General features: G+C 24.7%; 28 protein-coding genes and 1 other annotated feature. All 28 genes read left to right on the plus strand.

The window, feature by feature from the left end:
• Positions 1–53 precede the first annotated feature (53 nt).
• The 28 genes from T314_RS03990 (at position 54) to T314_RS0102345 (ending at position 25148) form a co-directional block, all read left to right on the plus strand.
• On the plus strand, positions 54–509 hold the full coding sequence (locus tag T314_RS03990; protein ID WP_156933610.1) for a hypothetical protein: 456 nt from the start codon (positions 54–56) through the stop codon (positions 507–509).
• Between the two features lie 125 nt (positions 510–634).
• Complete coding sequence (locus T314_RS04020; protein ID WP_029511987.1) at positions 635–1402, plus strand: hypothetical protein; 768 nt, start codon at positions 635–637, stop codon at positions 1400–1402.
• Between the two features lie 67 nt (positions 1403–1469).
• Complete coding sequence (locus T314_RS03895; protein WP_051612885.1) at positions 1470–1862, plus strand: hypothetical protein; 393 nt, start codon at positions 1470–1472, stop codon at positions 1860–1862.
• Between the two features lie 77 nt (positions 1863–1939).
• Positions 1940–2019, plus strand: a sequence feature (ribosomal protein L21 leader region).
• A 6-nt stretch (positions 2020–2025) separates the two neighbouring features.
• The gene (gene rplU, locus T314_RS0102230; protein ID WP_029511989.1) at positions 2026–2325 is read left to right on the plus strand and encodes a 50S ribosomal protein L21; all 300 of its coding nucleotides are present in this window, start codon (positions 2026–2028) and stop codon (positions 2323–2325) included.
• A 2-nt stretch (positions 2326–2327) separates the two neighbouring features.
• On the plus strand, positions 2328–2642 hold the full coding sequence (locus T314_RS0102235; protein ID WP_011183339.1) for a ribosomal-processing cysteine protease Prp: 315 nt from the start codon (positions 2328–2330) through the stop codon (positions 2640–2642).
• A gap of 1 nt (position 2643) precedes the next feature.
• Positions 2644–2931 carry a 50S ribosomal protein L27 gene (rpmA, locus tag T314_RS0102240; protein WP_011183338.1) on the plus strand — a complete coding sequence of 96 codons (288 nt, stop codon included), beginning with the start codon at positions 2644–2646 and terminating at the stop codon, positions 2929–2931.
• 87 nt (positions 2932–3018) lie between these two features.
• On the plus strand, positions 3019–3921 hold the full coding sequence (locus T314_RS04080) for a J domain-containing protein (protein WP_084322466.1): 903 nt from the start codon (positions 3019–3021) through the stop codon (positions 3919–3921).
• Between the two features lie 10 nt (positions 3922–3931).
• On the plus strand, positions 3932–5284 hold the full coding sequence (locus tag T314_RS0102250) for a M20 family metallopeptidase (protein WP_029511991.1): 1353 nt from the start codon (positions 3932–3934) through the stop codon (positions 5282–5284).
• Positions 5285–5290: 6 nt separating this feature from the next.
• The gene (locus T314_RS03995; RefSeq protein ID WP_106380181.1) at positions 5291–5482 is read left to right on the plus strand and encodes a hypothetical protein; all 192 of its coding nucleotides are present in this window, start codon (positions 5291–5293) and stop codon (positions 5480–5482) included.
• Positions 5483–5539: 57 nt separating this feature from the next.
• Positions 5540–6178, plus strand: a complete 639-nt coding sequence (locus T314_RS0102255; protein ID WP_029511992.1) for a hypothetical protein — start codon at positions 5540–5542, stop codon at positions 6176–6178.
• A gap of 18 nt (positions 6179–6196) precedes the next feature.
• Complete coding sequence (locus T314_RS0102260; RefSeq protein ID WP_029511993.1) at positions 6197–7096, plus strand: ABC transporter ATP-binding protein; 900 nt, start codon at positions 6197–6199, stop codon at positions 7094–7096.
• 1 nt (position 7097) lies between these two features.
• Positions 7098–7874, plus strand: a complete 777-nt coding sequence (locus T314_RS0102265; RefSeq protein ID WP_029511994.1) for an ABC-2 family transporter permease — start codon at positions 7098–7100, stop codon at positions 7872–7874.
• A 117-nt stretch (positions 7875–7991) separates the two neighbouring features.
• On the plus strand, positions 7992–8459 hold the full coding sequence (locus tag T314_RS0102270) for a hypothetical protein (RefSeq protein WP_029511995.1): 468 nt from the start codon (positions 7992–7994) through the stop codon (positions 8457–8459).
• Positions 8460–8480: 21 nt separating this feature from the next.
• Positions 8481–9233 carry a MurR/RpiR family transcriptional regulator gene (locus T314_RS0102275; RefSeq protein ID WP_029511996.1) on the plus strand — a complete coding sequence of 251 codons (753 nt, stop codon included), beginning with the start codon at positions 8481–8483 and terminating at the stop codon, positions 9231–9233.
• A gap of 93 nt (positions 9234–9326) precedes the next feature.
• Entirely contained in the window at positions 9327–10871 is a 1545-nt protein-coding gene (locus tag T314_RS0102280; RefSeq protein WP_029511997.1) for a PTS transporter subunit EIIB, read from the plus strand.
• Positions 10855–12297: a glycoside hydrolase family 1 protein gene (locus T314_RS0102285; RefSeq protein ID WP_029511998.1), complete on the plus strand. Its 1443-nt coding sequence runs from the start codon at positions 10855–10857 to the stop codon at positions 12295–12297. Before T314_RS0102280 ends, T314_RS0102285 begins: the two co-directional genes overlap by 17 nt.
• A gap of 36 nt (positions 12298–12333) precedes the next feature.
• Complete coding sequence (locus T314_RS0102290) at positions 12334–12669, plus strand: HU family DNA-binding protein (RefSeq protein WP_084322468.1); 336 nt, start codon at positions 12334–12336, stop codon at positions 12667–12669.
• Between the two features lie 243 nt (positions 12670–12912).
• Positions 12913–14418 carry a hypothetical protein gene (locus T314_RS0102295; protein WP_029512000.1) on the plus strand — a complete coding sequence of 502 codons (1506 nt, stop codon included), beginning with the start codon at positions 12913–12915 and terminating at the stop codon, positions 14416–14418.
• 258 nt (positions 14419–14676) lie between these two features.
• Positions 14677–16116 (plus strand): DUF2130 domain-containing protein, encoded by a 1440-nt coding sequence (locus T314_RS0102300; RefSeq protein WP_029512001.1) that lies wholly within the window; start codon positions 14677–14679, stop codon positions 16114–16116.
• Positions 16116–16949 (plus strand): hypothetical protein, encoded by an 834-nt coding sequence (locus T314_RS0102305; RefSeq protein WP_029512002.1) that lies wholly within the window; start codon positions 16116–16118, stop codon positions 16947–16949. Before T314_RS0102300 ends, T314_RS0102305 begins: the two co-directional genes overlap by 1 nt.
• 296 nt (positions 16950–17245) lie before the next feature.
• On the plus strand, positions 17246–17995 hold the full coding sequence (locus tag T314_RS0102310) for a MurR/RpiR family transcriptional regulator (protein ID WP_029512003.1): 750 nt from the start codon (positions 17246–17248) through the stop codon (positions 17993–17995).
• Between the two features lie 117 nt (positions 17996–18112).
• A complete protein-coding gene (locus T314_RS0102315; protein ID WP_036237536.1) occupies positions 18113–19957 on the plus strand; it encodes an ABC transporter ATP-binding protein in 1845 nt (614 codons plus the stop codon).
• Between the two features lie 10 nt (positions 19958–19967).
• Positions 19968–21800 carry an ABC transporter ATP-binding protein gene (locus T314_RS0102320; RefSeq protein ID WP_051612886.1) on the plus strand — a complete coding sequence of 611 codons (1833 nt, stop codon included), beginning with the start codon at positions 19968–19970 and terminating at the stop codon, positions 21798–21800.
• 220 nt (positions 21801–22020) lie between these two features.
• Positions 22021–22155 (plus strand): hypothetical protein, encoded by a 135-nt coding sequence (locus tag T314_RS04155; RefSeq protein WP_267893072.1) that lies wholly within the window; start codon positions 22021–22023, stop codon positions 22153–22155.
• A 161-nt stretch (positions 22156–22316) separates the two neighbouring features.
• Positions 22317–22652: a hypothetical protein gene (locus tag T314_RS0102330; RefSeq protein ID WP_029512006.1), complete on the plus strand. Its 336-nt coding sequence runs from the start codon at positions 22317–22319 to the stop codon at positions 22650–22652.
• Between the two features lie 82 nt (positions 22653–22734).
• On the plus strand, positions 22735–23283 hold the full coding sequence (ruvA, locus tag T314_RS0102335) for a Holliday junction branch migration protein RuvA (RefSeq protein WP_029512007.1): 549 nt from the start codon (positions 22735–22737) through the stop codon (positions 23281–23283).
• A complete protein-coding gene (ruvB, locus tag T314_RS0102340) occupies positions 23276–24223 on the plus strand; it encodes a Holliday junction branch migration DNA helicase RuvB (RefSeq protein WP_029512008.1) in 948 nt (315 codons plus the stop codon). The genes ruvA and ruvB overlap by 8 nt, the downstream gene beginning before the upstream one ends.
• Before the next feature lie 58 nt (positions 24224–24281).
• Positions 24282–25148: a thymidylate synthase gene (locus tag T314_RS0102345; RefSeq protein WP_029512009.1), complete on the plus strand. Its 867-nt coding sequence runs from the start codon at positions 24282–24284 to the stop codon at positions 25146–25148.
• Positions 25149–25205: the final 57 nt, after the last annotated feature.

The following is a 25205-nucleotide window of genomic DNA, read 5'->3' on the forward strand; positions in this document are numbered from 1 at the left end:
GGTACAAAAGAAGAGGCTCAAGCAGCAATTCAAAATGTTTTATTAAGTGATGCTTGAAAAGATCAAGTTACTGGAGTTGTTTCAACTACTGGTGATGCTTCAGAAACTGAAGTTGTTGAAGGTACATATTCAGTTGTTTTAACAGCAAAAGAAGGACACCAATTAAGTGGTGAAAAAACTATTACAGGAACTTTTGATTTAACTCAACAAGAAAAAAAATAAAATTAGACGAATTAAATTTAGTTACAAACATCACAGTTCTTGATATTAATTCTGAAACTATAATAGATGATATATTAGATGGTGTAATTGACCAAAATTCTTCAGCTATTTTAGATAGAACACAATTAACTGTTAGACAAGAAAATAATGATTTCTTTTTAGAACCTAATAATGATCAATCTAAATATTCTGGAAGTATTAAATTAAATGTAACAGAAGCAGATCAAGAAACTAATAAACTTTCTATCTTCTCATATTCAATAATTTCAGATAAATATTCTAACTAATTAGTTAACTATTTATTAATAATAAGTAAAAGAACTCAATCGAGTTCTTTTTTATTTATTCAGACTAAACAGTAAACAATTTATGTTAAAATATTATAATTTATTAAATTAAAAAAGGAGTATATATGATTAACAAATTACATTTTAAAAGTCTTAAAGACTTAATTGATAACTTAAAACAAAACAAAAACATTATTGGGATTATTCAATGTGGAAGTAGAGACTATTTAAATCAAGATGATAATCAACAAGGTGATTATGATTTAACAATTGTTTTAAATAAACCTATTACACCAAATATTACAGGTATTCATTTTTATGTTAATGATATTCCTGTTGATTGCATGATTAAAACAATTGATCAGTTTTATTTACAAACTAATAATGTTTTTGATTTAATGCATTTAAATGGAGTTATTATTCATGATACTAATAATGAAGTTAATAAAGCATTAGATTATTTTATTAAACATCATAATAAAGTTATTAATAATCAATTATTAATAGATAAATATCGTTATAAGTTTACACATTTAAAATACAAGTTATTTAAAAGATTAAATACTAATGATTTAACTATTAAGTATTTATTTAAGGTTAGCTTTATTACATTTACAGACTTTTATATCTTAACTAGAAACATACAACAAGGTAAATTTAATCTTTCATTTAAGATAATGCAAGAAAAAGATAATAAGTTATTTAAGCTTATACAAGAATATGAAAATACTACTGATGAAAAACTAATGTATGAATTAATTGATCAGATCTTTTCATATATGTTAGAACCTTATAATGGTTATTGAAAACAAGATGAAATTTTATTTAGAAAAGATATTAATACTAAAAAAGAAGATGAAGAGATGTTAATTAACTATATTTTTAATAAATAATTATTTTTATTATTAATTTTTTAATTTTATTTTGTAATAACAATATGAAGTTAGAAAAGAGGTAATTATGCAAAAACTAAAAGTTGATGAATTAAAAGATATAAAAGGTGGAGCTGCTTCAGGAGCGTTGTTAAATGGAATAGGTTCTATTATTGGTAAAACAGGTGATTTTATTATTGATGTAGCAATGTTACCATTTGCTTATATAGAAGCTGCTAAAGGGCATGATAAAGCAAAGTTTAAATTAGGTAATTCTAGTTTTGAATTTGATGACACAACTTCTCTTAAGTTAAATGCTAATAGTAATATTTCAGATAATATAGTTAAACTAGAAACTATGAGATCATTTGATAATAATTTAATTAATCAAAATAATAATTTAGAAATGTCACAACGTATTAACACAACTTTAGATGCTAATATAGGTAAAGAAAAAGTTTTTAATAAGTATTTTGGTTAAAAACAAGTAAATATATTAAGTAGTTAATCTCTTTAGTTGAATTATAAATTGGTTTGTAGTATCATTTAAATGTTGAAATCAAGTTTCAACCGCTCTTAACTAATACGTACATAAGTAGATTTATATCTCACGTATAAAGGCGAGTCTAGACTGGAGGATAAATATGTTCGCAATTATAAAAACAGGTGGAAAACAAATTAAAGTTGAAGCTGGAATGGAAATCTTTATCGAAAAATTAGAAGGTGAATTAAACAGTGAAGTTACTTTCGAAGAGGTTTTAATGGTTGATGGAAAATTTGGTAGCCCATTAGTACAAGGTGCTAAAGTTACTGGTACAATCGTTAAACAAGGTAAAGGTAAAAAAATTCGTGTAGTTAGATACCACCCTAAGAAAAACGTTAATAAAGTTTATGGTCACAGACAACCATATACAAAAGTAAAAATTGAAAAAATTGAAGCTTAATTATGATTAAAGTCAAAATTAAAAATGAAGGTGAATTGTTAAAACAATTTGAAATATCAGGACATGCTGAATCTGGACCTTACGGACAAGATCTTGTATGTGCAGCTGTTTCAGGAATTACATTTGGAGCATTGAATGCTTTAGATATTCACTTTTCAAAAGAAGTTGATTTAAAAGTTTTAGAAAATAAAATTGTTATTACAAATAACAATATAGAAAATCAATCTTTACAAACAATGTTGAAAATGTTGAAAATACAATTATCAACAATACAAACACAATACAAACAGTTTATAGAAATTATGGAGGTATACTAATATGCGTTTTATATTAAATTTACAATTCTTCGCTTCTAAAAAAGGAGTAGGGTCAACTAAAAACGGTCGTGACTCAGAATCAAAACGTTTAGGAGCTAAAAAAGCTGATGGACAATTCGCAAACGCAGGTTCAATCATCTTTAGACAAAGAGGTACAAAAATTCACCCAGGTCAAAATGTTGGACGTGGTGGAGATGATACTTTATTTGCATTAGTATCAGGAATCGTTAAATATGAAAAATTTGGAAAAGGTCGTACAAGAGTTAAAGTTGTAGCTCCTGCTGAATAATTATTCATAAAAATCAATTAGTCGATTACTCGACTAATTTTTTTTGTTTATTTTGTTAAAATAATATAAACACTAAAGAGGTATAAAATGGTAAAAATGTTAATTATTATACTTTGTATAATCATAGCTTTATTTATTATTGGTTCTATAACATTTTTATTTACGTTTAAAAAGAATCGGATTGATTCACCAGACGCTCAAATAAAGAAAAATGAAGAGCTATTAAGCACTAATCGCAAGGTATGAATGAGAAATACTAAAAGAACTGTTTTAGTATCAAAATATGACTATTATGAAAGTTTTGAAGAATTTCCTTTTAATTCAGAGTTTAATAGTACAAAAGAATATTTATTAAAAAATAATTTTTCATTCACAACAACAAATGATGTAATTAAAGAATTAAATAAAGCACAATCAAAAATATTAAATTTTTGATTAGTTGAACAAAGAAAACTATTAAAAGCATTTGATCAAACTGGTTTAGAAGATAATTATCAAAATCGAAACTTTTTAATGAAATTTTATAATGAATCTTTAAATATATATATGAAAGTAGTTACTCAAGGTTTTGTACCAAGAATATTAAAAGCTAAAATAGATTTCTTAAAAGGAGATGCGTTATTAGATATTGATAAAGAAGTCAATTTAATGCATTCATGATTTACAAAAGCTATTGATGATTTAATTAATGAATTATATAAACAATCTGGAGTTTATCAACAATCAGAAACATTCAATAATCAATATCAACAATATACATATCAACAACAAAAACAATCAAAAATGTCAGATCAGTTCAGTGATATTAATTGAGCTTATCAAACACTTGGTGTTAATGAAAAATCAACAAGTGATGAAATTAAAAAACAATATCGTAAATTAGCAATGACTTATCACCCAGATAAAAATAAAACAGCAGAAGCAAAAGATAAAATGGTTGAGATAAATCGAGCTTATCAATTTTTAAAATCAATTAACAAAGTTAATTAAGGAGAATATTATGGAAATTAACAACAAATTATTATTAGATAAATATTTTACAGAAGCTTTAGAAAAAACTAAAGAATTAATTAGAATACCTTCAGTATTAGCAGATTCAATTGGAAATATGCCTTTTGGAAAAGGGGTTAATGATGCATTAGACTATATTTTAAATTTAGGTAATGAATTAGGTTTTGAAACATATCGTGATGAAACTAATAAATATGGATTTTTAGAATATGGTGAAGGAAAAGAATTATATGTAATCTTATGTCATTTAGATGTAGTTCCAGCTGGAGGTATGTCAGAATGAGTTACTAATCCTTTTGAACCAATTGAAAAAGATGGTAAATTAATTGGACGTGGTTCTATTGATGATAAAGGTCCAACAATGATGAATCTATATGCACTTAAATACTTAAAAGATCATAATTGAAAATCAGATACTTATAAAATTAGAATGATTTTTGGATTAAGTGAAGAAACAACATGAGAATGTATGGAAAAATATGTAGCAGATCATGGTATTGCTTCAGCTGGTTATGTGCCTGATGGTTTATTCCCTTGTGTATATGCAGAGAAGTGAATTAATAACATGGATGTTATTGCTAATGTGCCTTGTGATTTTGAAATTAAAGGTGGAGAAGCTTACAACATGATTTGTGATAAGGTTTCATATAAAGGACCTAGAATTGATGAGATTAAAGCTAAATTAGATACAATGAAAGATATTCATACTTCAATTAATAATGATGAATTAATTGTTAAAGGAAAACCTGGTCATGCTTCTACTCCTCATGTTGGAGTTAATGCTGTATCTCATTTAGCATTTGCTATGAATGAATTAGGTATTAAACACCCTTTAATTCAATTTATTGCAAAAGAAGCTCACTTGAACTTTAATATGTCTAATATTTTTGATAATATTGCTGATGAAACTGGAGATTTAACTCAAAACATTGGAATCATTGATATTAAAGATGGAAAAGGAATGTTTACATTTAACTTTAGAATACCTGTTTTATCAGAACCTAAAGTTAAATTCTTCCCAATCATTGAAGCAGCATTTAATAAATATGGTTTAGATCATACTAAACAAAGAATTGAAGATGCAGTATACTTTCCAAAAGATGGTGAAGTTGTTAAAAACATTATGCAAGTTTATCAAGAAATTACTGGAGATATGGTTAGTCAACCTCAAGCAATGGGTGGAGGAACTTATGCTAAAACAATGCCTAATTTAATTGCGTTTGGAGCTGTTATGAGTTTAGAAGATTCACCTATGCATGACTATAATGAATTTGCTACTATTGAAGAGTTACAAAAAATGATTAAAATATATGCTAAAGCAATAACAAAGTTAGCGAAGTAAGAAAAAATGCTAGTTTGTTCAAAATGTAAAAATGATATTTTACCTACACATAAATATATTCAAAATAGTGCAGGAACATATCATTTAGATTGTTACAAGAAAAATAGTAGAGTGATAGCATGAATGTTAGCAATATTCATAATAATAACTGTTATAGCATCAATAATAGTACCAATAATAACATTGTCATTATCTTAAAGTAAAAAACCAAATTAATTTGTTTGGTTTTTTTATTTGTGATATCATAAATCTAATATGAAAAAAGTGTTAATAAATTTTAAAGCTGAAATATTAACTTGAAAGTTTTTATTTTATGCAATGTATATTTTATTTTTTATATATTCAATCACTTTAAAGTTTTTCTTTACTGAATTTTTTTATGCTTTATTTTCTGCAAATTTAGCAATGTTCTTTTTTGTACATATGATAAAGTCTTTTAAAGCTATTTATAATAGAGAAAAATTAGAGTTTAGTTTAATGGATACATTAGTTAGAATATTATGAACATCATTATTGATACGTGAATTAGTTCAAATAATTATTCATAATAATATAAATCAATTTACTGCTTTATATTGAAATAACTTTATGTTTTCTATTTCATTTATAGCAAGTATATTTTTCTTTCTTATTTTCTTTTTTAATGTAAGCGTTATTAAATTACTTAATGACTATAAGTTGAAAATGACTTTTATTAAATTTTTTATCTTCATAAAAGAATTTATTAAAAATGATATAAATGTTCTTGTAAAAATAATCACAAAATCAATTTATCGAATTAAATCTTTGATATTTAAATTTCAATTTATGTTAATTTTATTATTAAATAAAATTTTGCTTATTAATAATATGATGAGTGTAAACCCTCCTGCTAAAAACCTTCTAATAATTTAATTAATAAGGAGGAAAAATATGAAAGAATTAATTAAAATAAATAATTTAACAAAAGAGTTTAAAAATGGTCATGGAATATATGACATTAGTCTTTCTATAAGAGAAGGTGAAGTTTTTGGTTATTTAGGTCCAAACGGGGCAGGTAAATCAACAACTATTAGACATATACTAGGTTTTATGAAACCACAAAAAGGTCAAATATCTGTAGATGGAATTGACGCTTGAAAAGAATCAAGTAAAGTAAATGCTATTTTAGGGTATGTCCCAGGAGAAATAGCAATGCCTGAATTTATGACAGGTATTGAATTTATAAAATATATATTTCAAATTAGAAAATTAAAAGACTGAAATTATGTAGAAGAATTAATTGAATTTTGAGAATTTGACCCAAAAGTTAAAATTAAAAGAATGTCAAAAGGAATGAAACAAAAAGTAAGTTTAATTTGTGCATTTATGCATAAACCAAAAGTTTTAGTTTTAGATGAACCAACATCAGGCTTAGATCCTTTAATGCAACAAAAGTTTATTAACTTAATTAAAGAAGTTAAAGCTGAAGGTAGAACTGTTATTTTAAGTTCTCACATTTTTCAAGAAATTGAAAAAACATGCGATAGAGTAGCTATTGTAAAAAATGGAAGAATTGTTTCAAATATTGATATGGATGAAATTAAATATAATGAAAACAAAAAATTCGAAATTGTATTTAAAAAAGAAAGTGATTTAAAATCATTTACTCAAGAATATAAAAACATTGATGTAATGGATAAAAATAAAGTAGTGATTAATTTAAAACAAAAAGAAATGAAAAAATTAATGCAAATAATTTCTAAATTTGATACAGAAATATTTAAAGAGATACCTTTCACTTTAGAAGAATACTTTATGGACTTTTACAAGTTTAAAAAGGATGGTGAATAGTATGATAAACAAATCAATAATAAAACAACATTTTAAATCAAATTTTATACTTTGATTAATATTAATAATAATGCCCGCTATTTTTGTTAATTTAATTGTTCCATTAACAATTAATCAATTTGCAGGACAAGAAGGATTGCCTCCAATTGCAAATCTTTTACAATTAGCAGTTTTTACTTCAATAGGTTTTGAAATACCATTAATCTTTGTAATAATTGCTTCTAATAAAATAATGGTTGGAGAAGTTCAAACAGGAAGAATAACTTACGTTGTAGCTTCACCTTTAAAAAGAACAACTATTATAAATACTAAAATCATATTTATGACATTAACTTTATTTGTTGGATTTATTTTAAATGTTATTTTAACAGCACCAGTTATAATAATGAATGCAAGTAAGATTGATATAACATTTGGTGCATACGTAACTTCTTTAGCTGGTATGTTCTTATTATTATTTATGATTAGCGGAATAACTTTCTTAGCTTCAACTTACTTTAATAAAGCAGTTTGATCATATGTAGTTGGAGCAGGTCTACCAATACTATTTTTTATAGTTTCAATGTTGTCATCAAGTGTTGAAGCACTAGAACCTTTAAAATATATAACTTTAAATAGTTTATATAATAGAACAAATGTTTTTGAAATAGAAAATGGAACAAATACATTAGCATCTGCTAATCATTGAATTGGACAATATTTAACAATGTTTATAATAGGTGTTGGATTATATGTAACATCATCATATGTATTTAAAACAAAAGATTTATTATTATAATTATAAAAACCAAATCTATTGATTTGGTTTTATTTTGTTTAGATTAAATTGTATAATCATAGTTAAGAGGTGATTTATATCTTACTAGCATCAGGTTTATCAATGTGAGGGGCAAATATGTTTTCATTTTTATGAACAATTATAGCCGTTTTTATTATTTGAGTAATTTTATTAATATTTTCAAGTTTTAATCGCCATTGAAAAATGAAAAATTTAGCTGAAAAGCAAACTGTTTATTTAGAATACGTAAAAAATGAAAGAAAAGATCGCTATATAAAGTTAAACTGAACTTTATTTATTTCACTAATGTTTGGAATCTTTTTCATGATGATTCAATTAAACTTAACTCCTATTATTGTTTGTGAAGTATTTCCTATTCATAATTTAGATTTATATATTGGATGAGGATTGTATGGAACTTGAGTTTTCTTAACTATAATAGCCATTTTAAATATTTTATATTCAGGTAGAAATATATGTAATGCAAATATGAAAATGAAAGATTCTATGAATGAAGAAGAATTTAAATTTTATGTAAGTAATTATATTAATAAAGTAAAAGTAAAAGACTTAATTCAAGATTAATTAGTAAAGGAAAATTGAAAAATGAATTCAATATACAAAAAAGTTGATAACTTAAGTAGAGATAATAGAGAAACAACTTTTAAACTAATTGCTCAACAAATACTTAAAGATTTTTCAAAGGGCTTGTTTAGAGCACAAGACGAGTTAGCTAAAAAATGTTTTGTAAGTAAGTCAACAATTACACAATTCGCTAAAATAGTTGAGTGTACAGGATTTCGTGAGTTGCAAGTTAGATTGAAAATTGAATATGAAAATAATTTCACAGAAAAAAATGCAAATTACTCAAAACATTTAACAGTTAGAGAATATTATATTTCATTTGAAAAATGAATTTCAGAAAATTATGATTTTTTAGTGGACTTTGCAAATGATATAAGGAAAAATGAAGAAGTATTTTTATTTCCTAGTTTTCAAACACAATATGCATCAACTTTTTTGATTGATGTTTTAGAAAAACATGATTATCAAGCTAACATTTTTAACTTAGAAAAAGATTTCAATAAATTAAAAAAAATAGAGTGAGAAAATAAGATTGTTTTATTGATTTTAACTGGAAGAGATAACCAAAGTTTGAAATTAATTTATGAATACTTAACAAGTATGGGATCTAAAGTTTATATAATTTGTTCAACAAATTGAAAATTTGATAATAACAATACTAAACCTATGTATTTTGATAATAAGCTTTGTCAAAGAAATTATGTTGACAGAAATTTTTGATTGATTAACTTATTTAAATTATTAGAAGAATTATTGATGACAAAAGAATACTAAACTAGTTTATTTTTTAAAAACTAATTTAGTATTTTATTTTTACTTTAATATTTTTATAAAAAATGAGTTGAAATATATACAAAGGAGAATTTTATGAAATTTACAAAAGAAAATGTTACATTTCTTCTAGAAAATATCGGTGGATCTGAAAATATTGAAAAAGTAAGCCACTGTATTTCTAGAATGAGATTTAAGCTTGTAGATATTACAAAAGCTAACACTGAAGAAATTAAAAAACAAAAATGATGTAAAGGTGTTTTAATTGTTGGTGGTGAATATCAAGTTGTTATAGGAACAAAAATAGAAACATTTTATAAATTGTTTTTAAAAACAACAGGAATAAACGAGAACACAAATGATGAGTTAAAAACTAAAAAACAAAAAATGACTTTTATCATGTTTGTTTCATCAATTTTTAGTCCAATTATGATTTTACTTGTTGTATATGGAATGTGAGAAATGGTAAGAACACCTTTCTTCTTATCTTCTAATTCAACAGAAATTCCAACATTAATTGAAATTAATAGTTTTATGGAATTAATTTCAAAGGGATTAAGTTGATTTATTGTTATGGCTGTTTGTTGAAGCACTTTTAGAGTAATGGGGGGGACACCAATTATAGGTTTAGCAATTGGTGCGATTCTTATTAGTCCAATGTTAACACCTCTTTCAGCACTTGATCTTGATGGCGGTAAAACAATAATCCAAGCAATGAATGAGCATGGTTGAAAAATATTTGGAAACATTGTTTTTCCATGAAAAGTTTCATTTGAAGGTTTAGTAATACCAATGATTTTTGTTGGGCTACTGGGAGTTTTCATTGAAAGAGGAATGAATAAAGTTAATTTAGGTGGAGCTAGAATGCTTATTCAACCAATGGTTGTTATTGCTGGAACAGTTGTTGTAACTATGTTTACAATTGCTCCAGCAGGATTAATAATAACAAATTATATGTCTATATCATTTAACTTTTTAATGACACACAATATAACAAAATATATATTCACACCATTAATAGGAATGCTATATGCACCAATGGTAGTATTTGGATTGCATAGAACTATAACACCTATATTAATGCAAGATATATTAAAATTTAATGGTAGTTTTATAATGGGATTACTGATTATTTCTAATATTTGTTTAGCTGTAGGTTGTTTAACATTTGGAAGATTAAACAAAAATTGTAAAGAAGTTAAAAATATTGCATATTCTAACGGTATTTCTGCATTTGTTGCAGGAGTGACTGAACCTGCTATTTATTCAATTTCATTAAAGTATCTTTTTCCATTAATAGCTTCTGCTATAGGAACATATTTTGGGTGTTTATTGTATACTTCAAGTGGGGTTTGAACAAATGCTGCACCTTTTGGTATTTTAGGAATAATTGGTTTTGCTTCAACTGTACCACAAGGTATAAATGTAGAACAATGAGCTGGTGGTTCTATTGTTTGAGGAACACTAAGTGTAATTTTGGGAATATCAATAACAATATTGATGACAATAAGTTTAAGTAAGTTAAATTATTTTAAAGAAAGAACAAATAAAATACTTTTTGATGAATATGGATTTACTCCTGAATTAAAACAAAAAAGTATATTTATATTTAAAGGTAACAAAAATGAAAAAATTAAGTAAAAATATAATGTTGGGAACTTCAATATCAGCTAATCAAGCAGAAGGTTCATGAAATATTAATGGTAAAGGTTTATCAATAGCTGAAATGCGTAGATATAATCCATCTCTTGATCAAAAAGATATTAATACTGAAAGAAAGATGACTGAAGAAAAAATAAAAGAAGCTCTAGACCCTAATTCAAAATTTTATTATCCTAAAAAAAATGGAATAGATTTTTTCAAACATTTTAAAGAAGATATTAAATTATTAGCTGAAATGAATAACGATTGTTTTAGAACATCAATTGCATGAACGCGAATTTTTCCTAATGGTGATGAAATGCAACCCAACGAAGAAGGTTTAAAATTTTATGATCAATTAATTGATGAGCTATTAAAAAACAATATAGAGCCAATAATAACAATTTCTCATTATGAAATGCCTTATTATTTAGTTGAAAAATTTGGAGGCTGAAAAAATAGAGCATTAATCGATTTTTATACAAAATATGCCAAAACTCTATTAATTAGATTTAAAGATAAAGTTAAGTATTGAATTCCTTTTAATGAAATGAATGCTGCAAATTATAGTGTTTGAGCTGGAGCTGGTTTGAGAGATGATGAACATGAAAATATTTTGGGTCTATCAATTTATGCTTTACACAATATATTTGTTGCTAATGCTTCAATTATTAAAGAAGGTAGAAAAATAAATTCAGAGTTTAAGTTTGGATCAATGATAGCAACCTTATTATCTTATGCAGATGATTCAAATCCTTTAACTGTTTTGAAAACAGATAAAGATCAACAAATGAAAATTTACGCTTATTTTGATGTACTGCATCGTGGAGAATATCCTAAATATGCATTAAATCTTTATAAGTCATTTGGTATGGATTTAAAAATTAGTGAAGAAGATAGAATTATGTTAAAAGAAAATACATGTGATTTTGTTGGATTTAGCTATTATATGTCAGGTGTTGTTAATTTAAATGAAGATTCATTAACTGAAGGAAATTTAGTTAAAGTTGGAAAAAACAAACATTTAAAAGAAAATGACTGAGGTTGACAAATTGACCCTGTAGGATTAAGAATACTAATGAACAGATTATATGATAGATATCAAAAACCTTTATTCATTTTAGAAAATGGTGTTGGATTTAAAGAAGAGAATCCAAATCTTGAAGTTATTAAGGATGACTATAGAATTGAATATTTAAAATCACATTTACAACAAGTACAAAAAGCTGTTGATGATGGTGTTGAGTGTATTGGCTATACAATATGAAGTCCTTTTGATATTGTTTCTCATGGAACTAGTGAAATGGCAAAAAGATATGGCCTTATATACGTTGATCAAGATGATAAGGGGAATGGTACTAAAAAAAGAATACCTAAAAAGTCTTATTACTGATTTAAAGAAATTTGTGAAAAAAGAGAAATTTAAAAACCTTTTAAGGGTTTTTTTATTTTGTGTAAAGAAATGAAGAATTTGGTACTATGGAAGAAGTGGAAATTCTTATATCTGAAGCAAAGAAAAGAAATTGTTAATAATTTAGTTCAGAATATTGAAAATAATTTAATAAATGGAGAAGAAGTTATAATTGAGAACTTTGGTAAATTAATTAAAGTTGAAAAACCAGTAAAGCAAACAATTAATCCATCAAATGGAGAAACTGTAGAAGTACCTGCAACAACAATAATTAAATTTAAACCTTCATGTAATTTAAAATTAATTATGTCAGATACAAAATGAACTGGAATTAAATACAATAAAAAAACTATTGAAACAATAACAATTGAAGAAGAACAAAAATAAGTCCTTAATATTTGAGAAGCAGTCTGCATTTGTGAAAAGAAATGCAGATTTTATTTATAAATAATTAGCATAGTAACAGAAAAAATAGAAGTTGGCGAGCAATAAGAATTAAAAGTGCTGAAAAAACTATATTTCTTACAAGCAAAAATATTTAAAAATTGCTCACAAGACCTCTATTATTTCAGTGGTCTTGTTTTTTTTTTTTTTTTGATAGTATAAATCTAAACACATAAAGGAGTAAAAATGAAAAAACTAGTCCAATTATTAGGAGTAATAACATTAACTGGAACATCTGTTATAACTGCTGTCTCAATTCAATCTTATAATTCTACTCTTGACAAAGAACCTCAAGCTCAGATAGTTAAAAAAGAAACTATTGAAAACATCCTACAAGAATCTGTTTCTGAATTAAGTTTGAGCGAAGAAGAAATTATTAATAATCTAGAAAATGCGTTAAATGATATTCCTGGAATTGAAAAAACTGAAATAAAATTAGAAGAATCTTTTAGTACTATAGAACAAGAATTTAACGTTAAAGTTAGTTTAGCTAAAAATTTTAAATGAAATCAAGAAAATTTTGAAGGTATTTTCAAAGTAAAAGCGTCATTTGATGATACAAGCAAAATCCTTAATCATTTGGAGAATGTTAAACAAAAAATAATTATTTGATTTGCAGAAAAATATTTTGATGCAAGAAAATGAGTTGGTACTTATCCTAATGATGCATCATTATCTAAATCTAAATACACCTTTGAACTTTATGACTATTTAGAAATTGAAGATGATAGTTATATAAAAGATATTGAGCATTTTTCATCTTCTATTGAACAAGCAAATAATTCAAATCAATTTGATGATAATTCAATTTATAATATCGTAATTATTCCAGAAGATACAGTTGATAAAAGTAATAATAGCTTTGATGAAGTTTTAAAACCCTTTGCAATAAATTTTAATAAACAAACTATTGAAGATGCATTAGAAAATAAAACTATAGAAGTTAATACATTTATAGGAAAAAACGATAAAGAACTTATAACTGAGATAGAAAATATTTTAAAGAAAAATAATGAAAATATTAAGTGAGATATTATTGATTTTTCCTTAGATATTAATAAATATCCTTATATTATACATTTAACTCCTTCAAATAAAGAAACATTCTTTTATAAACCCGATCCAATTAAGCTAGAAGTATCTTATTTAGAAATACCCGCAATAACAAATAATTTAAAATTTGTTGAAGTTAAAAATCGAAAAATTGATAATGAATCAAAATTATTAATTGAAATTAAACAAACTTTAATTGACATTGACGAAAGACTTAATGATGATAATGTTGAAATAATTTTGACTTGTGGTATAGAGACTATACAAGAAGTTCAAACTGAAGTTTTTACAAATTTTGAAGTAAAGGCTTTACAAAATTCAAAATTGAAAGGTTCTAAAACTTTTGATATAATTGATCAGAGAAAATCAATTGATGTAGTTCTTTCAAATTTAAATGAAGTTGAAGTTAATGATATTTCTATTGCAGCTCATACTACTAATCTAAACAAAGTTAGAGATGCAATTTCTCAAATTGATTCAGATTTAACTAAAGATGATCAAGTCGAGTTAGTGATGATACAAGGAACTGTAGATGGTAACCTAATTTGCAAAGCAGTTAAAGTTAGAGCTAAACCTAATTCTAAAAAATATATATCTGAACATTTAGTTAAATTAGTTTTAACTAATAATTTAAATTAAATTCCTGATAATTTAAAACTTATAAAGAACAGGTTCAAGCCTGTCTTTTTATTATAAATTTATAAAAAATCTTTATTTTAACTAAAAAATAAATAAAGACAATATAATGATTGAATTATTTTAAAAATTAAAATAGTACTATAAAAGTAGGTGAGTTTTATACCTTAGAATAATAAGGAAAGTGAGCCAAAGGTGACAGTCTGTGCTTATTCTAGATTCTTAAAATAAAATCAAAATTAAATAAAGGAGGATATATCTATGAGTGATATACTTTTTCGTTGCCCCAAATGTGGCGAAGAAATTACAAGAGATTCGTTTAAGGATCATAATTCAAACTGAACAGTTATTGAAAACTATCTAGTTGAATTGAAACAAAAACAAGAAAATGAAATTCGTATACAACTTAAAAATGAATTAATAGCACAAATGAATGATAAGCAAATTGCTGAGATTAATTTAGTTAAACAAGAAATGCTAAATAATTTTAATAAGCAATTAGAAGTTTTAAATATTTCAATTAATGAAAAAGATAATTTAATTAATAAATTAAATGAACAAAAAACATTAGAAATAGATAAAGAAAGAAATGCTGTTATTAATGAATTCAATGAAAAAATTCAAACATACGAATTAAATATTCAAAAACAACAAAATATTATTGATCAATTAAATCAACAAAAGATTGCAGAATTGAATGAAGCAAAAAGTAATTTATTAAATGAGTTTAATAATGTTAAAAATTCATTAGAAATTAAACTTGCAAATAAGGAAGTTCAAATTAAAGCTTTAGATGAAAAACTAAATCTTGAAATTGAGAAAAATAAAGAAGTTTTAATTAACCAATTTAGTCAAGAAATAAATAATTTAAAACTAGAGTTAAATAATAAAAGAATTGAATTAGAAAATTTAGTAATTCAAAAAGAAGCAGAATCAAAAACTAAAGAATTAACTTTAATAAATGACTATGATAAAAGGATAGCTGATTTAGTGCAGGCTAACCGTGAATTTAAAATTATTAACTCAAAACGTAAAGGTGAAAACTTTGAGCACGAAGTATATGAAGATTTAGTTAAAGCATTTTCATTATTTGATGGAATTGAAAAAATTACAACTGGTGAAAAAAAAGCTGACTACCTACAAACTATTAAAAATCATAAACGTCAAGAAATCGGAAAAATTGTTTATGAAGTTAAGAATGCTGAGTGAAGTAATACTTGAATTCCTAAACTGTCAACTGATGCAGCAAGCAATAATACTAAATATGGAATATTAATTGCAACGAGTTTTAATGATAAATATCCAGGATTACCGTTTGTAAGAAGTGATGAATATGAAAATATTTGAATAACAGATTCAGAAAGTTTTATTTTTGTTGGGCAAATTGTAAGAAGACTAGTTGAATTTGAAAATGAATACAATCAAAAAATTAAAACTGTTACAAATTCTTCAGATAATCAGTTATTTAAAGAACTAGAAAAACAAAAGGCTGAGTTAAATGAGTATTGAACAATCCAATTTCCAACAGCATATAAGAAAATGCAAAAAGAATTAGAGGATCTTGATAAAGTGGCTGATAGTTTGGAAAGAAACTCATCGAGAATTAAAAAATCAATTAATGTTATTAATCAACAATTCTTTAATAAAGTACAAAAAGGATTATCTAGTATACTTGGAGAAATGAAAGCACAAGACAAGTAATGAGCGCAAAGAAGAAAAAATTGCCAAGTGGTTTTTCCTACAGTCAATTTTGAATAACAGAAAATTTAAAATTTAAATTGAATTTCTTTCTTAAAAGTAATTATTTAAAAGAAGAAAAAGATTATTACTATATTTTTAAAAAAGAAATATATATGGATTTTATCCTAACGTTTAATTGTAAACCACCTAAATGATTGATACATGATGAACAAGAGTTAAAATTGGACGAAAAATCAGGAAAATTTTGTTCATGATATAAAATTTTCAAAGAAGATTACAAAATTATAGTTAACGAAATAGAATCTAAGTTCGGAGTAAACAATTTCGTTGAAATTTATCAAAATAAATTAAAAGAAATGAATATACCAAATAGTCTATTTGATTCAAATAATAATTTAAAAAAATATTATTTAGATATATCTGAATGAATTTCATGATTAAGTATTTTTAATTATGTAAGCACAGAATTAAAAATAAAAAAAATTAAATTTTCTACAAAAAATTACAAAATATATAAAAAAGATTTTAAAAATTTTGAAAAATTTTCTGACTATGAATTTTTTGAAAAAATAGATACATTTAGCGAAATTAAAATTAAAAATTTTTTGAATAATGTAAAACATTTAAGAGACTATTTTTCACACTTTTGAAATTTTAAATTTAAAGAAGATGATTTTATTGAATATAAGACTATTAAATTTTATACAAAATTAAATTTACTTGCTATTTTAATTGAAATAAATGATGAAAGAGATTTTTATATATTACATCTTGTAAATTTTACTGACATAATAAATGCAGTTGAATCAAAAACAAATAGTATTATAAATTAGAATAAAAAGCTGCACTTGCAGCTTTTATTTATATTACAATCATAAGTAGAAAAGACTTTTTTAGTAATTTAACTAAAACAAACTTTCATAAATCAGAAGCTTAATATTTCATTAATAATGAAACTGGGTTAATCTAACTATCTGTTTGTGATATTTAAAATGCCAATCAAAAATATCACATTTATTTATGCCTTTTCTACAATGTTTTTATATAAAAAAAATTACATATTTTATTATCTATAAGAAATATATGTAAGTACTTAAAAATTTTTGAAAGTACTTTAAGGAGAAAATAAATGTTTAAGAGTATAAGAGAAAAATTAAATTTAATTTATGAAAGCAATGAAACTGTTTCTCACAAGTTAATTGCTAAGTATTTAATAGATTGTTTAGATAAAGGTTCTATACCAACTAGTAAAGAATGTTCACAAGTTTGTTTTGTTTCAGAATCAACACTTACTGCATTTTCTAAAAAATATGGTTATGAAGGCTTTAGAGAAATAATAATAAGAATAAAAGTTGAAAGAGAACTTTATAAGCCATTTGAAAAAACTAAACTAAAAACTAAAGATACAAATGTGAGAAAATTATTTTTGAAATATATGGATCAAATTGATGCACAAGATCCTCAAGTAAATAAATTAATTGAAGAAATCAAAAATGCTAGAAAAGTTTTTATTTTCAGTTCCTATGAACAAAATGAAAATGTTGAATTATTTGCCAGTCAACTTCAATTTATGGATATTGAGTCATATTTTAATTCAAAAAGAAGACTACACGACATGTGAATTGATAAAAGCAATGAAAGTGATTTATGTTTATTTATAGTGTCTGGATTGGATAATCAAAATTTAGTAAGTCTATATAAACAAGCATGTGATATGAATAAAAAAACGTTTGTTGTGACATCGTCATCTCAAAGTCATAAATTTATTAATAATAAGAATTTGATAGTCCTACAACAAGAGTCTAATATGGAAATATATTTATCTATAAGAAACATTATTTTAAATTACTTATTTACAAAAATAATAATAAAACTTTAAAGAAAAGAAATGTGAAAGCATTTTTTTTATTTTTTAGAAAATGATATTTTAATCTATCTAATTTCAAAACTAAATGGTATTATTTATATATTGAAAAAATACTTAAGAAAGGACTTTATGAAGACAAATAAAAAAACATCACAAAATGCAGAATTCTTTAAAATAATTTCTAAGTATTATTTAAAATACTGATGAATAACAGTTATTCTAGCATTAACTATATTATCTTTTTGTTTAACTAGAGCCTCAATACCACTTTTAACACAACAAATTACATTGGCTATTAAAAGCGAAAACGGGGTTGATTTAAACAAAGCAGAACAAGCTCTTTTTTGAGGTTGAAGCTCTACAACCATTATTATTGTTGCTGTAGTTATGATTTTAATTGATGCAATTGGAACTTTTATCTTTAACTATTTTTCATATATCTTAGGAAGAAAAATTGAAATTGATTTAAGAAATAAAATTCTTGAAAAATTGGTAAGACAAGATATTTCATATTACTCAGATAAAAAAATTGGAGAAATCTTAACAAGTGTTGTTGCTGATACTCAAAACTTAGGTGATGGTGCGGTTAGAATTCCTACAAATATTGGAATCTCATTATCACAATTTGTTGTAGCATTTATTATGACATTTATACTTGCATGAAAAATTGCAATTTTTGGATCAATTATTTACTTTTCACTATTAGTTTTATATTTTATTTTCTATATTCAAACTGTTAAAAAATATGCAGTTGTTAGAGAAGTGTATGAAGAAGTTAATGGTAATGTTACTGATAGAGTTGGAACAATTAGATTGATTAAATCAACTGGAACAGAAGATTATGAAAAAGCTTATTTAGAAAAACAACAAGATATTAACTATAAAGCACATAAACCAGCTATTTTAAACTTGTCATTTTTAATGACTACAGTTTATGCAGGATCAATGATTTTACAATTTGCTATTCCAATCATTGCAGGAATTATTTACTCAATTAAAGGAGATACAGCAGCATCTGCTACATTCTTCTCAGTAACTTTCCCAGCTTATATGATTAATCAAGCAAGTTTAATTGCAACATATAGTAGTTTAATGGGGATTACATTCTCATTAGCTGTAGCTGGAGTTGCTAGTGTAAAAGTATCAAACTTATTAAAAGATGAATCAAGACTAGATCCACATTACACTGATGGAATTATAGTTGATGACATTAAAGGTGATATTGTATTTAAAGATATTGAATTTAGATATCCAGAAAAACCAGAGAAATTAATTTTACCTAAATTCAACTTTACATTTGAAGAAGGTAAGTCATATGCCTTTGTTGGTGAGACTGGTTCAGGTAAATCAACAATTGCTCGTTTATTATTAAGATTCTATGATCCAAGTAATGGTGATATTATTATTAATAAAAACCAAAACTTAAAAGACTTAAACTTATCAAGTTATTTAAGACATGTTGGTTATGTAGAACAAGAACCGCAAATCTTATTTGGTGATGTTTATGAAAACGTTAAATATGGAAGATTTGATGCAACTAATGAAGAAGTTATTGAAGCATGTAAAAAAGCTGAAATACATAAATTAATTAGTTCATGACCAGAAGGATATAACACAATTCTTGGTGAAAGAGGATTCATGTTATCTGGTGGACAAAAACAAAGACTAGTTATTGCTAGAATGATTTTAAAAAATCCACAAATATTAATTTTAGATGAAGCTACATCAGCTTTAGATAATATTGTAGAAAAAGAAATTCAAGCAAAATTAAATGAATTGATGAAAGGCAGAACAAGTTTTACTATTGCTCATAGACTTTCAACAATTAAAAACGTTGATCACATTATTGTTTTAGGTGGAAACGCTAAAGGAATAGTTCAACAAGGAACATTTAAAGAGTTAGTTAAAGTGGATGGACACTTTAAGAACTTATATGAAGCAGGTTTATTAGAAGAACAACAACAAAATCACTAAGGAGGTAATTATGAAAAAGAAAAAAGAAATTTCTAATAGTCGAGCATTTTTATATTTATTTTTTAAATATTATAAACAAGACTTTAAGAAAAACTGATGAGTAATTCCTAACTTTATATTTTGAGCTTCTATGTTGTTCTTAGCACCATTGCTGACAAACCAAATAAACTTAGCTTTAAGTTTAACTGATGCACAAAAAGCTGCTTCAAGTGGATTTTGATTAGTTAGATTTTGAGGTTTAGAGACAACAGAATTAATTATTATTTCAGTAGCTTTATTATTCTTTAACTTATTTAACTCATTTTTATTTAATTGATGATCAAATACGTTTGCAAAACAAATTGAAACTCACTTAAGAAATGAAATTTTAGAAAAGTTAATTAGACAAGATATTTCATATTATTCAGATAAGAAAATTGGAGAGTTATTAACTAATGTTATTTCTGATGCTCAAGTGGTAGGAAATCAAGCTGTTGATATCCCAATGAATGTTGCTAGTGCATTTATTCAATCACTTATAGGATTATCCTTAACTTTTATTCTTGAATGAAGAATTGCTTTAGTTGGATTTGTAATTTTTTTACTAATTCTAATTGCATTTTTTGGATGTTATATTGCATTAGTAATAAAATGAGAAAGAGTGAGATTAACATTAGAAAAGACAAATGGTAATGTTATTGATCGTGTTATCTCAATTAGATTAATTAAATCTTCAGGAACAGAAGATTATGAAACACAATATTTCAAAGATAAACATGTTGATTATTTTGATCAAGGTAAACCAATTGGTAAATGATTAAGTTTATTCTCAGTTATTGTTTTCGCAGGAGACTTCTTATTATTATTTACAGCTCCTGTATTTGCTGCAGTTTTCTTTGGCGGAGATTCAGATACTACTAGAATGCAAGCTTTCTTCCAAATCTTCCCAGCCTTTGTTATGGCACAAGGAATGCTGACTGGACCTATTATTACTTTATTTGTAATATCTGGTGGTGCTGCTATGGCAGGAGTTTCTTCTTCAAGAATTCTTAAAACATTAAATGCTGAATCAATTTTAGATTTCCATTATCATGAAGGAAAAGAAATTGAAAACTTAAAAGGTGATATTGTTTTTAAAGATGTTAAGTTTAGATATCCAGAAAAACCTGAAAACTTAATCTTACCTAATTTTAACTTTACTTTGCAATATGGTAAGTCATATGCGTTTGTTGGTGAAACTGGTTCTGGTAAGTCAACAATTGCTAAATTATTATTAAGATTTTATGATCCAACTGAAGGACAAATATTAATTAATAATAAAGATGATTTAAAAGATTTAAATTTATCACATTATTTAGACCATGTTGGTTATGTAGAACAAGAACCACAAATTCTTTTTGGAACTGTTTTAGAAAACATTAAATATGGTAAATTTGATGCAACTGATGATGATGCTATTGAAGCATGTAAAAAAGCTGAACTGCATGCATTAGTTATGAGTTGACCTGAAGGTTATCAAACTGTTCTAGGTGAGCGTGGATTTATGTTATCTGGTGGGCAAAAACAAAGATTAGTTATTGCTAGAATGATTTTAAAAAATCCTGAGCTATTAATTTTAGATGAGGCTACTTCTGCTTTAGATAATATTGTAGAAAAAGAAATTCAAAATAAATTGAATCAATTAATGAAAGGTAGAACAAGTGTTACTATCGCTCATAAACTTTCAACTATTAAAAATGTAGATCATATTATAGTACTTGGTGCTAGTGGTGCTGGTATTGTACAAGAAGGCACATTTAATGAATTAACTAAAAAAGAAGGTCATTTTAAGAACTTATATGAAGCAGGAAAAATAGACAAATAAAAAAATCAAGCAATATAAAGTCTTGATTTTTTATTATATTTAAATATATTTTTTAACTTTATTAAAATGTGTATATATAAAATCGTATCATTTTAATAGTATTTTTATTTAAAATAAAGTTATTAATTTTTCAATAGTTTAGTGTAAAAATATATTTATAGGTAAATTATTTTTTTAATATAAATAATTTACCTATAAAAGAAATAAGGAGAAAACTTATATGATTAAAACACTTGCAATTGCATCAGCAGCCACTATATTTGGTTCTTCAAATAGCCAAGTAGTAACAGCGTCATCAAATTTATATAAAACTGAATTAAGCGTTATCAATACTTATGCGAAGATCAAATTTTAACATTAGCGGATAATGGTAAATTTGATTATCATTATAATTCTGAAACAGGAGCTGATTATGAAGCTAGATTTTGACTTTGAAGTTTAAGTTCAATTGGTATCTGAAATAATACTCAATTACTGGAAAGATATTCAAAATTAGTTCCAACTAATGGAAGTGAATTGGTTTTCCCAACAACATATATTAATAATGAAAAATGGAGTGCAACCAATATTCAAACAGATTTAACAGCATTTAATTTAAATAATGTAAAAGATACACAAATAACATCTGTTGATGAATTTAAAGAAAATGCAACATGATTATGAGAAACTGAATATCAACAAGAAAATTTAAACAAAGTAAAGTGAGGTATTTCTATTTCAACATATAGAGATGAACAAAATAATTTTGTTTTACAATTTACTACAGGTTTTGATTTACAAATTAAAGATAAATTAGATTTTAATTTTGGTGGACAAATTTCACCATACTTTAAAATGGTAGGTAAAAACTAATAATTTTAATAAAAAAACAAAACTACTTCAAATTTGGGGTGGTTTTTTATTTTTTCTTTAATAACTATATGAGGTGAAAAGAATGAAGGATTATTTAATATGTGATATTAACTCATTTGATGATAATTATTTATATGTTGAGTATCAGAATAAGGGAGAGTACTTTTCTTATTTATTAAAAGATAATTTTAAAAATGAAAAAAACATTAAATTATTTATTGTTGATCATAATACTGAATTTGAAAATGTTGAAATAGCTTTCAGATCAAGAGATGAAAGAAACCTTTTTAAAGAATTGGTGAAAATTAAAACAGTAGGGCTTAAAACTTCTTTTTATTTATTAAATAATTTTTCATTCGAAGAATTTATAAAAATCATTGAAGAATATGATATTGAGAAATTAGCTAAATTAAAAGGGATTGGCAATTATACAGCTAAACTAATAATTGAAGAATTACAAAAACATTTTTTCAAAAACAAAATAACTCAGAAAAAAGAAAAAATAATAACATCACTTGTTAAGTTGGGATTTTCTTATAAAACAATAATGAAAAATATTGCTAATGTTGATAATTCACTTTCAGTGGATGAAATAACTAAAATAGTTATGGATCAAATTAGTTATGAGTAATGATTTTAGACCTAGTAAGTGGAGTGAATACATTGGACAAGAAAAGGTTATTAAGAATTTAAAAATATGTATAGAATCATCAATCAAACAAAATAAAGTTTTAGATCCAATAATTTTCTCAGGGCCAAGTGGAATGGGTAAAACAAGCCTAGCTTATTTATTAAGCAAAATATTAAAAACTAAAATTCATATCGTAAATGGCCCTAGTTTACAAAGACCAAGTGATTTAATTTCAGTTCTAACAAGTATAAAAGAAAACCAAATTCTTTTTATTGATGAAGTTCATTCAGTTAGCAAAGACATCATGGAAGTGTTATATCCGGTTTTAGAAGAAAATAAACTTAGCATTATTATTGGAAAAGAATATAATTCTAAAATTGTTAATATAAAGTTACCAAACTTCACTATCATAACTGCAACAACAGAAATAAATAAATTACCATTTCCTTTTTTAAATAGATTTCCAATACAATTTGAATTAGAAGGTTACAATCATGATGATTTAACAAAAATCATAATTAATACGTTTAATAAATTAGAATACAAAATAGAAATTGAACAAGCAAAGATTATTGCTAAATTTTCTCGATTAGTCCCAAGAGTTGCTATAAATTTGGTAAAAAGAATTTATGATTTTTTGATAACAGAAAAAATAAAAGATTTATCAGAAAAAAATTTAATATGAGTTTTTAAACAAATGGGACTTTATGAATATGGTTTGAATGAAAAAGATTTAGACTACTTATTTACACTATTAGAAAATAATACATTGTCATTAGATAGCTTAGCGCAAATTATAAATGTACCTAATCAAACAATTTTAAATAATATGGAGCCAATCTTTTTAAAAGAAAGATTAATTATAAAAACAGGCCGTGGTAGACAATTAACTAACAAAGGAAAAATATATTTAGAAAAAAATAAAAATCAACATATTTAAAAAAGAAAATTAATAATTTTAGAATTATAATCTTTACATTGAAATAAGGAGATTGTATATGAAACAATATTTAGAATTAGTTAATGAAATTTTAAAAGATGGAGAAAAAAGAGAAGATCGTACAAACACAGGAACAATATCTAAGTTTGGTGTACAAAAAAGATATGATTTACGTGAAGGTTTTCCATTACTAACAACTAAAAAAGTTTTTTATAAAGCAATCTTTCATGAAATGCTATGGTTTATAAAAGGTGATACTAATATTAAATACTTGGTTGACAATAATGTAAAAATTTGAAATGAATGACCATATGACAATTTTAAAAAATCATCTAAATTTAATAATGAAACTTTACAAGAGTTTGTTGAAAGATTAAAGAATGATAATGAGTTCTGTAATAAATGAGGAGATTTAGGACCTGTTTATGGAAAACAATGAAGAGACTTTGGTGGAATTGATCAATTTGCAAAACTAATTAATGATATTAAGAAAAATCCATTTTCAAGAAGACATATTGTTTCATCATGAAATCCAGCTGAAGTTGATAACATGTTGTTACCACCATGTCATTCTTTTTGACAAGTTTATGTTTCAAAAGACGGTTGATTAGATTTACAACTATACCAAAGAAGTGGTGATGTGTTTTTAGGAGTGCCATTTAATATAGCATCGTATGCGTTATTAATGGAACTAATCGCAAAAGAATGTAACTTAAAAGCAAGATACTTTGTTCATACAATTGGGGATGCTCATATTTATTTAAACCATCTAGAACAAATTGATGAGCAATTAAAAAGAAAACCATTGCCATTATGTAAAATTAAGATTAATTCTGAGAAATCAATTTTTGATATTGTATTTGAGGACATTGAAATTGAAGGTTATGAAAGTCATGCCAAAATAACAGGAGAAGTTGCTGTTTAGTAACTTTTTCTTTATTTTAAGATTTAGCACTCTACTATTGACTTTGCTAAAATTATG

Source organism: Mesoplasma grammopterae ATCC 49580 (assembly GCF_000701525.1).
GTDB classification, from domain to species: Bacteria; Bacillota_I; Bacilli_A; order Mycoplasmatales; family Mycoplasmataceae; genus Mesoplasma; species Mesoplasma grammopterae.